18 protein-coding genes and 1 tRNA gene are annotated in these 15,855 nt (G+C 54.8%); 14 read left to right on the top strand and 5 right to left on the bottom strand.

The window, feature by feature from the left end:
- Nucleotides 1–59 precede the first annotated feature (59 nt).
- The 4 genes from AB1644_02445 to AB1644_02430 form a co-directional block, all read right to left on the bottom strand.
- Nucleotides 60–638 (bottom strand): outer membrane beta-barrel protein, encoded by a 579-nt coding sequence (locus AB1644_02445; protein ID MEW6049907.1) that lies wholly within the window; start codon nucleotides 636–638, stop codon nucleotides 60–62.
- A 135-nt stretch (nucleotides 639–773) separates the two neighbouring features.
- Nucleotides 774–1,355, bottom strand: coding sequence for an outer membrane beta-barrel protein (locus tag AB1644_02440; GenBank protein MEW6049906.1), 582 nt, complete (start codon nucleotides 1,353–1,355; stop codon nucleotides 774–776).
- A gap of 117 nt (nucleotides 1,356–1,472) precedes the next feature.
- Nucleotides 1,473–2,048, bottom strand: coding sequence for an outer membrane beta-barrel protein (locus tag AB1644_02435; protein MEW6049905.1), 576 nt, complete (start codon nucleotides 2,046–2,048; stop codon nucleotides 1,473–1,475).
- 301 nt (nucleotides 2,049–2,349) lie between these two features.
- On the bottom strand, nucleotides 2,350–3,012 hold the full coding sequence (locus AB1644_02430) for a porin family protein (protein ID MEW6049904.1): 663 nt from the start codon (nucleotides 3,010–3,012) through the stop codon (nucleotides 2,350–2,352).
- A 275-nt stretch (nucleotides 3,013–3,287) separates the two neighbouring features.
- On the opposite strand from AB1644_02430, the gene AB1644_02425 reads away from it, so the two are divergent.
- The 14 genes from AB1644_02425 (at nucleotide 3,288) to AB1644_02360 (ending at nucleotide 14,807) form a co-directional block, all read left to right on the top strand.
- Entirely contained in the window at nucleotides 3,288–4,478 is a 1,191-nt protein-coding gene (locus AB1644_02425; GenBank protein MEW6049903.1) for an acetyl-CoA C-acetyltransferase, read from the top strand.
- A gap of 367 nt (nucleotides 4,479–4,845) precedes the next feature.
- Nucleotides 4,846–5,709, top strand: a complete 864-nt coding sequence (locus tag AB1644_02420) for a 3-hydroxybutyryl-CoA dehydrogenase (protein ID MEW6049902.1) — start codon at nucleotides 4,846–4,848, stop codon at nucleotides 5,707–5,709.
- 11 nt (nucleotides 5,710–5,720) lie between these two features.
- Complete coding sequence (locus tag AB1644_02415; GenBank protein ID MEW6049901.1) at nucleotides 5,721–6,863, top strand: acyl-CoA dehydrogenase family protein; 1,143 nt, start codon at nucleotides 5,721–5,723, stop codon at nucleotides 6,861–6,863.
- 3 nt (nucleotides 6,864–6,866) lie between these two features.
- Nucleotides 6,867–8,015, top strand: coding sequence for an acyl-CoA dehydrogenase family protein (locus AB1644_02410; protein MEW6049900.1), 1,149 nt, complete (start codon nucleotides 6,867–6,869; stop codon nucleotides 8,013–8,015).
- 22 nt (nucleotides 8,016–8,037) lie between these two features.
- A complete protein-coding gene (locus AB1644_02405) occupies nucleotides 8,038–8,619 on the top strand; it encodes a biotin transporter BioY (protein MEW6049899.1) in 582 nt (193 codons plus the stop codon).
- A 148-nt stretch (nucleotides 8,620–8,767) separates the two neighbouring features.
- A complete protein-coding gene (locus AB1644_02400; protein MEW6049898.1) occupies nucleotides 8,768–9,712 on the top strand; it encodes a branched-chain amino acid transaminase in 945 nt (314 codons plus the stop codon).
- A complete protein-coding gene (gene rpiB / locus AB1644_02395) occupies nucleotides 9,712–10,155 on the top strand; it encodes a ribose 5-phosphate isomerase B (GenBank protein MEW6049897.1) in 444 nt (147 codons plus the stop codon). The genes AB1644_02400 and rpiB overlap by 1 nt, the downstream gene beginning before the upstream one ends.
- Before the next feature lie 93 nt (nucleotides 10,156–10,248).
- A complete protein-coding gene (locus tag AB1644_02390; protein MEW6049896.1) occupies nucleotides 10,249–10,593 on the top strand; it encodes an MGMT family protein in 345 nt (114 codons plus the stop codon).
- 475 nt (nucleotides 10,594–11,068) lie between these two features.
- On the top strand, nucleotides 11,069–12,340 hold the full coding sequence (gene glyA / locus AB1644_02385; protein ID MEW6049895.1) for a serine hydroxymethyltransferase: 1,272 nt from the start codon (nucleotides 11,069–11,071) through the stop codon (nucleotides 12,338–12,340).
- A 2-nt stretch (nucleotides 12,341–12,342) separates the two neighbouring features.
- Nucleotides 12,343–12,651 carry an MTH1187 family thiamine-binding protein gene (locus tag AB1644_02380; protein MEW6049894.1) on the top strand — a complete coding sequence of 103 codons (309 nt, stop codon included), beginning with the start codon at nucleotides 12,343–12,345 and terminating at the stop codon, nucleotides 12,649–12,651.
- Nucleotides 12,652–12,972: a divalent-cation tolerance protein CutA gene (gene cutA, locus AB1644_02375; protein ID MEW6049893.1), complete on the top strand. Its 321-nt coding sequence runs from the start codon at nucleotides 12,652–12,654 to the stop codon at nucleotides 12,970–12,972. It begins immediately after the preceding gene.
- 37 nt (nucleotides 12,973–13,009) lie between these two features.
- A complete protein-coding gene (gene nrdR / locus AB1644_02370) occupies nucleotides 13,010–13,498 on the top strand; it encodes a transcriptional regulator NrdR (GenBank protein MEW6049892.1) in 489 nt (162 codons plus the stop codon).
- Nucleotides 13,499–13,918: 420 nt separating this feature from the next.
- A complete protein-coding gene (tatC, locus tag AB1644_02365) occupies nucleotides 13,919–14,668 on the top strand; it encodes a twin-arginine translocase subunit TatC (GenBank protein MEW6049891.1) in 750 nt (249 codons plus the stop codon).
- 67 nt (nucleotides 14,669–14,735) lie between these two features.
- Nucleotides 14,736–14,807 (top strand) — tRNA-Gly (locus AB1644_02360).
- A gap of 218 nt (nucleotides 14,808–15,025) precedes the next feature.
- Here the strand turns inward: AB1644_02360 and AB1644_02355 are convergent.
- Complete coding sequence (locus tag AB1644_02355) at nucleotides 15,026–15,817, bottom strand: DUF3800 domain-containing protein (GenBank protein ID MEW6049890.1); 792 nt, start codon at nucleotides 15,815–15,817, stop codon at nucleotides 15,026–15,028.
- Nucleotides 15,818–15,855 lie beyond the last annotated feature (38 nt).

Genomic DNA, 15,855 nt, shown 5'->3' with positions numbered 1-15,855 from the left:
TGACCCTGTCCTCTCCAAGCAACTCGTAGCGATCCCACAGCAAGCTGTGGGGCACCCGGCTACTTTTTTATTCCCACTGAAAGGGCCAGAAACTGGTAGTCCCGGAGATATGAGCCGGAGATATCGGTGAAGCGTGTTTCGAGAAACCACCGCACTTTGCCTTTCCTCCCAATCTCGATGCCAAGTCCGGGTGAGCCGAAGAAATTGTTTTCGGTGAAATCGCCGCTAGCGCGCGGGCCGGTCTTCGCCGCTTTGATGGTCATGCGGGCATAGCCGCAGCCGAGCAACAGATACGGATTCAAGTGGTCGCCGCGGCCGAGATTGAGTTTCAGGTCAAGTCCGCCACCAAGAGTCTGAATCGAGTGCAGATCATCGCGACGGCGGGGGAACAGGTTCATCGTTCCTCTCAAAACAAATTCGATATCAGAGGAGCGTTCAACAGGGGTGATTCCCAGAGCGATTCCGGCGGCCAGTCCGAAATCGGATTGTTTGCTAAGTTCGCCGAAGGTGTAGCCGGCCCCGGCATGAACATACGCATGCACCCCTTGCGTTGGTTCGCCGGCCGCCGGCGAGCCACCGCATATCAGAAACAAGGCGGCGATGATCAACACCGCACCGCGCTGCAGTTTCGAGATCACATCCATGTCACCTTTCGGGCGAGGATAATATACCTGTCGGCTCCAAGTTGGCAACAGGCTGTCACACGAGAAAAAAGGAAACGGCGGACTCGTGAGAATCCGCCGTCTAAGAATATCCACCCCAGCTTTGGTCGGTTAGAATATCTTCACACCGACTGAGATAGGAACCATGGTTGTCTTTTCGCCTTCAGTGGCGATGCTCACATAGCGCACCTGGGCGAACAGATCAACCGCCGGCAGAAAGTGCATCTGAATGCCGCCGCCGATGTTGTAATAGAACTTGCTCTCGTTTTCCGGTGTCGGAAATAGGACAGGGTCGGAGAAATCAGCATGCGTGACATGGGCCAGACCGCCACCGATCAACGCAAACGGCTTCACCGGTGCGCCCGGAGCGCCAACCGCAAAGCGGGCGTCGGCACCGTACATCCAGATACCCTGCGTGCCGCCCGAGGCGGTCGGAACAGTGTATTGGTCCCAGTCGAACTTGAACGAGTGGTATTCGACCTTGCCGACAAACTGCACTGCCGGTACCATCTTGAACCCAAGACCCACGAAGCCGTGGAACCCGTTCTTGTACGAGTCCTTGAAACCATCGGGAGAGTTCGGCATGGACATAAGACCGCCGGCATAAATGCTGAACGGCGAGGGGGGAGTCTGAGCGAACGCTGCTGCCGCAAAGCAGGTCACCAGACCAAAAATCATAATGCTCTTTTTCACAGTTACCTCCGTTCGTTTGGAGATTTCAACGCGGACAAACCTTATACACATTATCGGCAGTCCGATATTGAACCTTAACGGATTTCGTAGCCTGGACGTGACTAACTTGTTGTGGGATCAGAACTTAATACCGAAAGTCAGCGGAAACATAGTGGTATTTGACTGGTTCGTGGAGATACTTACATATCGGAACTGGAAAAAGAAGGGGATGATACCGAGGCCTTTGAATTCGATTCCTGCACCCAGGTCGTAGTACAATTCGGTCCAGCCGTCGTAGGAAGTGGTCTGTCCATCGACAACCAGATCGCTGATCGAGGCGTTGGCAAAGCCGATACCCACCATGACATATGGCTTGGCGGAAGTGCCTGCGATAGGAAGAAGATACCGTCCGTCACCGCCGAACAGTAACAGGCGATAGTTTCCGCCGCTCCTGGATGTGTAGCTGTACGGGATCTCGTCGATCCGAGTGGCATGAAACTCGATCTTGGGCAGCAACTCCAGGCCCGGCAGAACACCGAATCCCATAGCCCCTGAGCCGTGGTAGCCAACCGAGGTGAGATCGCCGAATTGCCCGGAGGGGACAGAGAGTCCGGCCCCGAGGTAGAGGTGGAATGCGCTGGTGGCTGTTTCTGCCGACGTCACGAGTGGCGTGAGCAGCATGAGAACAATCACAGCAAGGAACTTCTTCTTCATTGTGACCTACTCACAATCGCAATGCGTTCGCTCAAGTAACCAAAACTTCAGTCCAACCGTCAGCGGGATATAGGTAATCGACTCACCATCCGTTGATACGACAGCAGACTGTGCAGCGTCGATGCTGATAGCAGTGAAAACAACAGCCCTATTCCCGGTTCGCAATGTCGACCGCGCTTCATGGTAGAAGTAGAAATGTCGCACGGCGGGCGTCAAGAAAAAATCCTGAATCGGCTGACTGATAAAAAAAGCCCCGCATGGAGAATGCGGGGCTGAACACCAAAAATGTAAAGAAGTCTGCTTAGAAGCTGTAGCCGACGAGGAAGGCGATGGTGGAGGTTTTAATGTCGGCCTGCACGCCTAATATTTCCTCAGGGACCTTGGAAAGACCCAGATCAAAGCGACCATCGAGAGTCACTTTCCCTTTGCCGGCGACAAATTCGACGCCAGCGCCAGCCGCAATGCCGAACTCAGTGCTCTTCATCTGGTCTTTGATGTCAAAGTCGCCGTTGTCGGCCGGGTCGGTCCAACCCTCGGCCTTATCCTTTGCGCTTACGAGAATTCCCAAAAACGGTCCGGCGAAGATTACCGGACGGACATTCCCCTTGACCTGAGGCATCAGCTTCAGAAGAACGGGAATTTCAATGTAGGAGAATTTGAGCTTGTCGGTGCCGCTGCCGCCGGTCTCTTCGTACTTCGCGCCCTTCATGACGTACAGAACTTCCGGCTGCACGGCAAACATCGGGGCAAAAGCATAGGTGATGAACGCACCGCCGCCGAACCCGAGATTCATCTTCTTCTCGGAAGTCGGATCATCGGCATCCGCGCCGGCGAAGTTTCCAAGGGTAACGCCAGCCTTAATACCTTTGCCGACCAGACCCTTGGTCACAGCGGCATCGTCCTGAGCGTACGCGCTGAGCGCAAACAACATCAGCACCAGTACGGCCAAAATCAGTTTCTTCATACAACCTCCTTGGTTTCTTTCCACGTCACGTTGGTGGATTCGATTCAATTCTTTTTTTGTCCACTTAACCCGGACAGCCACTTCCCATTGTACGGTGAGCAAAGCTATCGGTTGCTCAAAAAGTTGTAAAGCAAAAAAACTTTTCCAACAAGTACGGTTTTTCTTTCGTTGAACACAACTCCCGAACAAACCGTGCCCCTTGCGCGAATGTTCCCGATGAATTATATACCATCACTATACCGGGTTAACATGTTGTCTTGTTGGAGGTCATTGTAATGACTGATTCACGCGATGCATATATTGTGTCCGCATGCCGCAGCGCAATCGGAACGCTGCATGGCGGGCTGGGGAGCCTGAATGGACCGCAGCTTGGCGCGCTCGCGATCAAAGAGGCGGTTCGTCGCGCCGGCATCAACGCGGCGGATATAGATGAAGTGATCATGGGGCAGGTGGTGCAGGGAGGGTCCGGGCAGGCGCCGGCCCGTCAGGCGGCCATTCACGGTGGCGTGCCACCGGAAGTGGCGTGCATGACGATCAACAAGGTGTGCGGCTCAGGTCTGAAGGCAGTGATGCTCGCCGCGCAGTCGATTCGCGCGGGCGATCAACATGTAGTGATTGCCGGCGGCATGGAGTCAATGTCGCACACACCATATGTCATTCGCGGTGCCAAGACCGGGTTCAAGTTCGGACATCAGAAACTCGACGATATCATGATCTCCGATGGGCTCTGGTGCAGTTTCAAGGACTGGCATATGGGGAACGCCGCAGAGTTGACCGGCAAGAAAGCAGGAATCGGGCGAGCGGAGCAGGATGAGTTCGCATTCAATTCGCATAAAAAAGCCGTGGCCGCGATAAAAGGGGGGAAGTTCAAGGCAGAGATTTTCGATGTGGCGATTCCGCAGCGCAAGGGGGACCCGGTCATATTCAACACCGATGAGTGCCCGCGTCCGGAGATTTCTCTTGAAACGCTGGGCAAGTTGCGTCCGGCGTTTGAAAAAGACGGGACGGTGACGGCAGGGAATGCGCCGGGGTTGAACGACGGCAGCGCAGCGACAGTGGTGGTGTCCGCTCAGTATCTCAAAGAAAAGGGGTTCAAGCCGCTGGCGCGAATCGTGGACTATGCAGTAGCGGGGACGCCGCCGGAGCTGTTGTTTTTCTCGCCGATATACGCGGTGCAGAAACTGATGAAGAAGATGAACGTCACGATCAACCACTGGGACCTGATCGAGGCGAACGAGGCGTTTTCGGTGCAGGCACTGGCGGACGGTAAAGAGCTTGGCTGGGATTGGAATCGAGTGAACGTGCATGGCGGCGCAGTGGCGCTGGGGCATCCGATTGGGGCGTCCGGTACGCGGATTTTGGCAACGTTGATTTATGCGCTGAAAGACCGTGGCCTGAAGAAAGGGCTGGCGACACTCTGTTTGGGCGGCGGCAACGCGGTGGCGATGGCGATAGAGATAGTATAGACGGATCCAGGCGCTGTCGGGCGGGGACGCCTGACAGCACCAAGCTGGGCGCGGACGCCCTTCGACTCCGCTCAGGGCGACGTTAAAGGGATGCTCAAGTCGACGCAAAGGGGTGCTTAGGGCTACGTTAAGGGGTGCTTAGGGTGACGAAATTGAATTGCGAATGAGGCTCTAGTGTGGTGTGACGGAAATTTCTTTTCAGAATGCGTTACTCGTTCCCTTGTGTCATTCCAGCGCAAGCTGGAATCCAGAGCGATTTCAGGTGGATTCCTGCTTTCGCAGGAATGACAATGACAGGGTGTCGCTGCAAAGAAGTGACAAGGACACCATACTATCCTTATCGATAAACAGTCCGGGAGAATGTAACATGACGCTTAACGACATTAGAAAAGTAGCTGTGATCGGCAGCGGCACCATGGGGAATGGGATCGCCCAGGTGTTCGCGTCGACCGGCTACGAAGTGGTGCTGGTTGATGTGAAGCAGGACTTCCTCGACCGTGCGTTTACGACCATATCAAAAAGTCTCGATCGATTCATCAAAAAAGAAGCGATCACCGAATCGGACAAAGCGGCTGCGATGGGACGAATCAAGAGTTCCACGAGTCTCGACAGCGTTAAAGGGACGCAACTGGTTATCGAGGCGATCACGGAGGACCTTCAGACTAAGCTGGATCTATTCCGGAAGCTGGAGGATTACTGCGCGCCGGAAGTAATTCTGGCCTCGAACACGTCATCGCTTCCGATTACGCAACTTGCTGCCGCGACACGTCGGGCGGACAAGGTAATCGGCATGCATTTCATGAATCCGGTGCCGATGATGAAGCTGGTTGAGTTGATACGTGGAATAGCCACCAGCGACTGCACGTTCGATCTGGCCAGCCAGTTGTCGGTCAAACTGGGGAAGACGCCGGTGGCGGTGAACGATTATCCGGGTTTCATCGCCAACCGGATACTGATGCCGATGATCAACGAGGCGATCTTTGCCTATATGGAGGGAGTTGGTACCGTCGAAGCGATCGACGAGGTGATGAAGCTGGGCGCGGGGCATCCCATGGGACCGCTGACGCTGGCCGATTTTGTCGGGCTTGATATCTGCCTGGCGATCCTTGAGGTGATGCACCACGGCCTTGGCGATCCGAAGTATCGTCCGTGTCCGTTGTTGCGAAAGATGGTTCAGGCCGGGTACCTGGGTCGTAAGACCGGCCGTGGGTTCTACGTCTACCAGACCTGAGGAGTTGATCGATGGATTTTCACCTGTCTGAAGAGCAAGCTGAATTCAAGGCGATGGCGCGCGATTTAGCGGTCAAGCGTATTTATCCGCATGCGCTCGAGTTCGATGAACACGAGACAACACCGCAAGATTTGATACAGGAATGCGCGGAGCTGGGATATTTCGGGTTCACTGTCCCCGAGGAATACGGCGGTTTGGGGCAGGGAGCGACGGCGTTCGCCGGTGTTCTGGAGGAGTTCTGCGCCGCGTGCGCCGGGTTCGGCATCATGTTGTCGGTGCACAACTCGCTCACCTGCGAAATCCTGCGACTATTCGCCTGCGAGGATTTGAAGAAGAAGTATCTGCCGCTGATGGCATCGGGGGAGAAAATCGGCGCGTACTGTATTACGGAGCCGAATGCCGGGACTGATGTGGCCTCGCTGACTACAACGGCTATGCCCAAAGGGGATCAGTTCGTTCTCAACGGTACCAAGACATTCGTGACCAACGCCGTGTACGCCGGGGTGCTGATCGTGTTTGCGAAGACGAAACCGGAAGAGGGTCGCAAGGGGATTTCCTGTTTCATAGTCGATAAGGAGACACCGGGAATCACACTGGGTAAGCCTGAAAAGAAGTGCGGTATCAAGGCATCGGACACGCGGGAGATTACGTTTGTCGACGCACTTGTGCCGAAAGGAAACGTCATTGGGGAACTGCAAGACGGTTTCCGCATGGCGGTGTCGATTCTCAACTCGGGAAGGGTGGGTGTGTCGTTCCAGGCGATAGGGATCGCGCGGTCGGCGCTGGAGGAAGCGATCAAGTACTCCAAGGTGCGCAAGCAGTTTGGGCAGCCGATTGCCGATTTTCAAGCGATTCAGTTCAAACTGGCTGAGATGGCCACGCGTCTGGATGCCGGACGACTTCTGGGTTATCGAGCGGCGCAGTTGAAAGACGAGGGGAAACCGTGTCACCGGGAAGCCTCGATGTCCAAGCTGTACTGCTCGCAGATGGCGAATTTCGTTTGTAATGAAGCGGTGCAGATTCACGGCGGCTACGGGTATATCAAAGAGTACGCCGTGGAGCGCTATTTCCGCGATGCGCGCGTTACGGAGCTGTACGAGGGAACTTCGGAGGCGCAGCGAATGGTGATTTCACGTGATTTGTTGAAGGATTGAGCGGTGCTGGAAAAACGACATCACGAATACAGAGAGAAAATCCGAGCGTTCGCTCTTCAACAGATAGAGCCAAAAGCTGTACTCCTGGATCTCGATCAGCGATTTCCAGACGAACACATGAAGCCGCTCACGGAGATGGGGCTTCTGAGCATGCTGATTCCGGAGAAATACGGTGGGCGGCTGACTGATACAGTGACATATACGATTGCAGTGGAGGAAATTTCGCGGGTGTGCGGTTCGACCGGCATCATGCTGGCGGCGCACAATTCGCTGGGGACATTCCCGATTCTCAAGTTTGGGACCGAGGCACAGCGGCAAAGATATCTTCCGCGCGCGGCCAAAGGGGAACTGATTGCGTTCGGTCTCAGCGAGCCGGAAGCCGGTTCGGATGCCGGTGGCACCAAGACATTTGCTCGCCGAGACGGGGATAACTGGATAATCAACGGCAGCAAGTGCTGGATAACCTCGGCGACCAAGGCGTTTGCGACAGTGGCGACAGCGCGGACCTCGGAAGATCCGTCGGATAAGCGAATAACATCGTTTATCCTTGAGAAGGACATGAAGGGGTATGCAGTCGGGAAGAAAGAGAACAAGCTCGGCTTGCGCGGCTCGGACACTGCGTTTTTGCATTTCGATGATTTGAAAGTGACGGTCGAGAATCAGCTCGGCGAACTGGGGCAGGGGTTCAAGCAGATGCTGATCACGCTCGATGGCGGGCGGATTTCAATCGGGGCTATGGCGCTGGGTTTGGGACAGGGGGCTTTTGATTGTGCTCTCAGATATGCCGCAGACAGAGTCCAGTTTGGACAACCGATTGCGAGCAACCAGGGAATTCAGCAGTTGTTGGCCGATATGGCGACCGAACTGGAGGCATCGCGGCTGCTGATTTACGAGTCGGCGCAATTGAAAGACGCCGGGCAGCCGTTTTCGCGATGGTCGGCGATGGCAAAGCTGTATGCCTCGGAGGTGGGGCGGCGCGTTACCGAACACGCGATGACGATACTCGGGAGTATCGGTTATTACACCGGGCCGTACCCGGTGGAGCGAATCTGGCGCGATGTTAAGCTGTGCGAGATTGGCGAAGGAACCTCCGAGATTCAGCGGCTGGTGATAGCGCGCGATTTGTTGAAGAGCATAGGGAAATCAATCTAAGAGATTCGTGGAGAGCACAGGCATGACGGCACACCAACTCACGATTTATGACGCGATCAGACCATCGGCCCGCTGGATGGAAATCGTGGTTCTTGCGGCGTTTAATGTCCTACTCGTCGCCTGTTCTTATATAGCGGTACCACTGCCGTTTTCGCCGGTGCCGGTAACGGGACAGACGTTCGGTGTAATGGTGATCGCGATGACGCTCGGGCGAATTCGAGGGACGGCTGTCGTGCTGGCATATCTGCTCGAGGGAGCGCTGGGACTACCTGTGCTGGCGGGCGGCAACGCGGGGTTGCCGGTGTTCTTCGGGGCTACTGGCGGGTACTTGTTTGGTTTTGTCGGTGCAGCGTATGTGATGGGGTGGTTGGCTGATAATGGGTGGCACCGGACGCTGTTTCGTTCTCTCAGCGCTATGTTAATCGGACAGGTTGTTATCTACACGTGCGGGCTTGCCTGGTTGTCCGGTTTTATGCCTTCAGGGCAACTTCTGGTGGCAGGATTGTTTCCATTTCTTCCCGGCGCGGCGGCCAAGATAGCGTTGGCAGGGGGAGTTATCCCCTCGGTATGGAGAATCGTGAAGCGCACACAAAGCGATGCATAGCCTACCGCTTTGCCATGTAACAACTTAATGTTTCGCGCGTTGTCCACGCTTGAGGGAGTCGCACTGGGCGCTGATTTTCGTTGAACCGACCGGCGCTTTTGCGTATCATTTAGGCATATAAGACGTTAAAACACCCGGAGGGTGCAATATGGCTGCTGCGCTGGCTGAATTCATTTGGATGAACGGCGACTATGTCCGTTTCGAAGATGCCAAGATACATATCCTGTCACATGTGATCCATTACGGCTCCTCAGTGTTCGAGGGGATGCGCGTGTACAAGACCCCCAGAGGGCCGGCCGCATTTCGACTTCGGGAACACACCGAGCGCTTGTTCAATTCAGCCAAGATCTACCGGATGAACATTCCGTTCAGCATGGACCAAATAGATGCAGCTATTTTAGAGTTGGTGGGAAAGAATCGTTTCGACCAGTGTTATGTGCGGCCGGTGGTGTACCGAGGATTCGGGACGGTTGGTGTTGATCCGACAGGTGCACCGATAGAGGTAGCGATAGCGACCTGGGATTGGGGGAAATATCTCGGTCCGGAGGCGCTTGAGAAGGGGGTTTCGGTCTGCGTCTCCTCGTGGAACCGGAATGCACCAAACACGATGCCGATGATGGCCAAGTCTGGCGGCAACTACATGAATAGTCAGCTTATCAAGTTAGAGGCTATTGCGCACGGGTATGTGGAAGGGATAGCGCTCGACGTGTTCGGGCATGTGTCCGAGGGCTCGGGCGAGAATATCTTTTTGGTTCGCAAAGGGACACTGATCACACCGCCGTTTTCGGCCTCGATTCTCCCAGGGATCACTCGCAACTCAATCATCACGCTGGCCAAAGATTTGGGGATTGAAGTTATCGAGCAGGATATTCCGCGCGAGGCGCTGTATTTGTCCGATGAGGTGTTTTTCACCGGCTCGGCCGCCGAAGTAACACCGATTTCGCAGATCGACGGCATTCAAATCGGTGACGGCAAAGCGGGTCCTGTCACCAGGCGGCTGCAGAAGGCGTTTTTCAGCGTTATCGACGGCAGGACGCCGGATAAATGGGAGTGGCTGACACCGGTGCCGAAATACAATCACGTTGCAGTGTGATGAAAGTAGCGGTCGGCGCAGATCATAAGGGGTTCGAGCTCAAGGAGAAGATCAAGGAGATCCTCAGACGGCTCGGCCATCAGGTGACCGATTTCGGCACCAACTCCACCGAATCGGTTGATTACCCGGATTACGGTCTCAAAGTAGCACATGCCGTAGCCGACCATACGGTCGACTACGGAATTACGGTCTGCTGGACCGGCAATGGCATGAATATGGCAGCCAACAAGGTGCGGGGCGTGCGGGCGGGGATGGCGCTCAATGTGGAAATGGCGCAGCTCACACGATTGCACAACGACGCCAACGTGCTGACACTCGCGGCAAAGTACACGCCAGAGGAACAGGTTGACCAGATAGTGAAGACGTTTCTTGAGACGAAGTTCGAAGGGGGGCGGCACGAGAAGAGGGTGGGGAAGATTAAGTCTGAAGAAGATGCACGGTAGCGATAACGGTGGTTTCGGGCGTCCCCGCCCGACACTCTTAGCGCTGGGACAACTGTCAGGCGAGGACGCCTGACAGCACGTTCAACTTAATTCATGTCCACTTCAATGGCGGATTCATTTTCAGATAGGGCAAGACATGTCCTCAAGCGCATTCCACGCGGTAAGGTTGTGACGTACGGGTTGCTCGCTGCGATGGCGGGGAATCCACGAGGGGCGAGGCAGGTGGTGTGGGTGCTCAATGCGTATGCCGAGAAAGAGAATCTGCCGTGGTATCGGGTGATCAATAGTCAGGGGCGCATTTCACTGCCGCGAGGGGGTGGGTTTGAATTGCAGGTGGCGCTGTTGAAGCGCGAGGGAGTGAAAGTTTCGAAAGCGGGGGAGATTGATCTCGATAAATATCTTTGGCGGCCGAGGGGGGCGGTGCGGAGCCGGAGGTAGCAATGGTCGCCCTTCGACTCCGCTCAGGGCGGCACGCCAGCAAGAGCCTGGTCACATCACTCGCCTGTCGGCGAACGACAGGACCCGACGCAACGAAGAACGGCAGAACCAGAAGCGGTTCTGCCCTACGGCCCCCTCCTTGGTTGCGCAGCCAGAAACTCGCTCTCGACGATGAAGCAGGCAGTTTGAATCGAGAGTGCAGTTTTTCGCCTCGGGCAAGCAAGAACTGCCGGAACGAGTTGCGTATGAAACCACCAGAGATTGCTTCGTCCGGTTCGCCTTCGGCGAATCCTCCTCGCAATGACGGGCAGAGCGTTCTAACGTTTGATCTGTCAGGTTTCCATCAGGCAAATGACCAGCGCATCGAACCCCCAGGATTGTGAGTCCTGCGCCTGTTGACCTCGCTGACCCTTTTGTATACCTTCAAACGCAAAGCGTTTTGGCCGGGCGGTGAAGCGCTCGGTTTGCCATTGAATTGCGGAGATTCGATATGTCATATCTTAAGCAAGTCGATCCTGAACTGTTTGAAGTAATGCTCAAGGAGACGCACCGGCAGGCCACCAAGCTGGTACTGATAGCATCGGAGAACTATGTCTCCGAGGCAGTTCTGGAGGCCAATGGTGGCGTCATGACCAACAAGTACGCCGAGGGGTATCCGGGGAAGCGGTATTATGGCGGGTGCGAATTTGTTGACGTTGCGGAGAATCTGGCGCGGGACAGGGCCAAAGAACTTTTTCAGTGCGAGCATGTGAATGTGCAGCCGCATTCCGGTTCACAGGCGAACATGGCGGTTTATTTTACGGTTCTAAAACCGGGAGACAAAGTCATGGGGCTGGCGCTGTCGCACGGCGGGCATCTGACACACGGGCATCCGATCAATTTCTCCGGTTTTCTGTTTCAGTTTCACGGTTACGAAGTGGATCGCGAGACGGAGATGGTGAACTACGACCGGATGATGGAAGAAGCGAAGCAGATCCAGCCGAAGATGATCGTGGCGGGAGCATCGGCGTATCCGCGGTTTTGGGATTTCAAGAGAATTCGCGAGGTGTGTGACGCGGTTGGCGCGTACATGATGGTGGATATCGCCCACATCGCCGGACTGGTGGCGGCTGGGCTGCACCCATCGCCGATACAGTACGCCGATTTTGTCACTACCACCACACACAAGACACTTCGCGGGCCGCGCGGTGGGATGATCATGTGCAAGGAGAAATATGCGGCCGATTTGGATCGGATGGTCATGCCGGGCATACAGGGGGGGCCGCTCATGCATGTAATCGCCGCGAAAGCGGTTGCGTTCAAAGAAGCGTTGCAGCCGGAATTCAAGGCGTACCAGAAACGAATTATCGACAATGCGAAGGCGCTGGCGGAGGCGGTCAAAGCTCGTGGCTATAAACTGGTCGCAGGCGGCACGGATACGCATTTGTTCCTGGTGTCGTTTATTGGTGTCGAAGGGATGACCGGGAAGAAGGCGGAGAACGCCCTGGACAAAGCGGGGATTGTGGTGAACAAAAATACGGTGCCGTTTGACCCGGAGAAGCCGTTTGTAACGAGCGGCATTCGGATAGGGACGCCATCGGTGACAACGCGCGGCATGAGCACAAAAGAGATGCCGGTGATTGCGGAGTTTATCGACCGGGCGCTCAAGAATAGGAAGGATGACGCCGTATTGGGACAGATTGCCAACGAGGTGGCACTGTTTTCCGAGAAATTTCCCCTGTATGCCGAGCGGCTTCAGGAAGTCTGAACATGTTGTTTCAATTGACCATGTTTCCGACCGACAAGCGGGGACCATCGGTCTCAGCGGATGTCGCAAAGGTGATCGACTTGATTGACCGGAGCGGGCTGCCGTACAAGTTGACGGCGATGGCGACAATTATTGAGGGGGAATGGGAGCCGGTGATGAAGCTGATAAACCGCGCGCGGCTCATGCTTCGCAAGCAGCACAGCCGCGTATATATGATAATCACGGTGGATGACCGGAAGGGGGCCAAAAACCGGCTCGCCGGCAAGATCGAGTCTGTCGAGAGAAAGCTCGGACGAAAGGTGAGGACATAGATGGAATCAGTTCGTATCGTATACATATCGATTCCGCGGGATGAAGCGGAGAAGATGGCCATGGCGCTGGTCGAACGACGACTGGCCGCCTGTATCAACGTGGTGCCGAGAATTCATTCGTACTTCTGGTGGGATGATGCCGTCCAGACCGACGAAGAGTCTATGTTGATTGTCAAGACCACCAAGCAGAAATTCCAGGCGCTGATGGAGTACGTGATCGAGAACCACCCGTACGAACTGCCCGAGATAATCGCGCTTCCGCTCGTGGCGGCGTTTCCTGATTACATCAATTGGGTGAAGACCGAGACCAACAAGCCGTAGCCGGATTTCTCGTAATCTCATAGATACATAAACGACCATGCGCTGTCCGCAGTGTGGTAAAGAGGAAGACAAGGTAGTCGACAGCCGACCATCGCAGGACGGCCGGGCGATCCGTCGCCGTCGCGAGTGCCTTAGCTGCGGCGCGCGCTTTACCACCTACGAATATGTGGAGCAGAGCATGGTGACCGTGCTCAAGTCCGATGACCGCCGCGAGCCGTTCGACCGCAGTAAGGTACTTCACGGTATCAAACTGGCCTGCAATAAACGCCCGGTCTCCAGTCAGCAGATGGAGACGATGGTGGATGATATCGAGGCCTCGATTCATGCAGCCGGCAAGGGGGAGATTGAGAGCAAAGAGATCGGCGAGATGGTGATAGCCAGACTCCGTGAAGCCGATGAGGTGGCGTATATCCGATTCGCCTCGGTGTATCGGGATTTCCAGGATATTAACGAGTTCATGTCGGAGATGAACAAGCTTCGGAAACAGAAATCGACGATGCGCCCGAAAGAGGGGCCCGCAACGTAGGGGAGTGTTGCGAAAATCCGTGAGCAGTCATTGCGAGGCGCTTCGCCGAAGCAATCTCGAATGTGCTTAGCACGAGGTCGAGATTGACTTCGCCGCCGCGAAGCGCGTCGTCTCGCAATGACTCACAAGAGCCTCCGGTGTCGGGTTTCTGCGTTCGCGCTGCGCTCAGACCATTTAAGCTCACTTCGGAACCCGACCGACGGCTGGATTCCGGCTCTCGGCGGCCGGAATGACAACATTGGCCTACGGTGTCGGGTTTCTCGCTGAGGTAGTGCCAAACTTGCATACTCCTTCGAATCTCGCTTCGGGCTATCATTTCAGATACATATTGAGACGTGCTCGGAACCCGACCTACGACGCCTTTACGTCGCTCCTTATTGAATTGACATTTCCGTCCTATCCCCGCTTTTTGTCGGCGGTATGAGCAAGCCAATCGACCAACCGGAGAATCAGCCCGAACAGCGCTTGTTTGGATCGATGCCGTTTCTGGACCATCTGGAAGAGCTGCGGAAACGGCTGCTCAAAGCGTTTGGGGCGGTGATTCTGACGGCAATGGCGGCGCTGTATTTTGCCGACCCGATCATGCGCTGGTTTGTGGCGCCGCTGGGGAATATTAAGCTGCATGTTACCGAGGTGACCGGGTCGTTTACGGCGTACCTGAAAGTGGCGTTGATAACCGGGCTTATTGCGGCGCTGCCGATTGTATTCTACCAGCTCTGGGCGTTTGTATCGCCCGGACTTTACCAAAAAGAGCGGAAGCTGACGCTGGCCGTTGTTGGTTCGGCTACCGTGCTGTTCGTGGCGGGGGCGCTGTTTTGTTACTACGTTGTACTGCCGTGGTCGCTGCAGTTCATGATTGGGTTTTCCGGCGATTTGCTCAGCCCGATTATCACGGTTAACAGCTATTTGACATTTACCGGCATGTTGATGCTCGGCTTTGGGGCAGGATTTGAATTACCAATTGTCGCATACATACTGGGGCGGTTTGGGGTGATCAGTTCGTCAACTCTCGCGAAGGGGAGGCGGTTTGCGGTCGTGATTATTTTAGTCGTGGCGGCTTTTCTGACACCGACTCCTGATGTCTTCACGCAATTGCTTCTGGCGGTGCCGCTGTATGTGCTGTATGAAATATCGATTATAACGGTCCGGATTACGGGGAAGAAGGGTTAGAGTTTCGCCGGGGGGCGGCAGTTGACAAGGGGGGAGCGGAAGGTTAGATTCGGTTACGGTTTACCACGCGGGCGTAATTCAGTGGTAGAATGCAAGCTTCCCAAGCTTGACGTCGTGGGTTCGAGTCCCATCGCCCGCTTGTATCGAGTTTCCAATCCGCTTATCAGCGCTGAACCAAATCTGATCGTCGTTCTGTCATCGGCAATTGTTGATTCTTGACTGCCAAGAGCCGGGGCCATATAGTTTGAACTGTAAGTACCCAATTTTGGGTATTAAGGGTTCAAAGTATTATGAAACGTGGGGTGTTGCAGGGGAACGGAAGCTGAGGACGGAACCGGTCTATCAGGAACGCATTTTTCATTTCTGAAATCTATCCAAGAACTCTCGTGCTTTGGGCAAATCGCAATCCAGCATACTGGCATGAATCAGATATGGTGCGAGTGGGTGTCCACTAGTGATTGCTTGGTAGGACCTTCTCACCGCTTTGGTGGGTGATGTTATATATTTGTATGATTCGAAGGCAATCATGTCGGCTACCTGCAGTTGGAATAGTTCTGGTTCCTTAGGGCGCCAGCTAATATGTCCCACAGGTCCCAATCTACGTGCATAAGCCGCTCTCGTTAACAAATCGCACAGAGTGGTGTCCAAACCGGACCCCTGCTCAATGATTACAAACAAAGCATCAATGCCATCAGCCTCGCCCTTGATCATTAAATCTGCTATGGTTGTGGCCAGCAAGTAGTCATATACCGAAATGGTTGGCTTTTTTGATTCGAACAGCGATCTTTCAATGACATACACGACGTACTGTATCTGAGTGTCATTTACCGCCTGCAGTAGCTCGGCGGCACACGAATTCAATTCTTGACTCGTTAACTGTGCGTACTCACCTGATCTGCGATTGAATTCCTGCGCATGATAGCGCGTGAGCCCGCGGGATTTCAAGGCATGTTCCCACCTGGGACGTAGCTCCTGCCAGGCGTTAGCTGCGGCAAGCACAGATGCAACTACAACATGTGATGAATTCCCATGTGTGCCACTTTCATCGATGTATGCTATCCAAATACGCACTTCGTCTTCCTTATTTATGCGGAAGGTCACCGACGGAAGAGATATTGAATCCTCCGTTGAAGTCAAGTTGAAGTTCATGACTGATCGATATCTGAGTCTGCCCCCCTTGACTTCCG

The organism is Candidatus Zixiibacteriota bacterium, from assembly GCA_040753875.1.
Taxonomy (GTDB): domain Bacteria; phylum Zixibacteria; class MSB-5A5; order GN15; family FEB-12; genus DATKJY01.
Note: the sequence above shows the minus strand (reverse complement) of the source record. Positions and strands in the feature narration are given on the sequence as shown.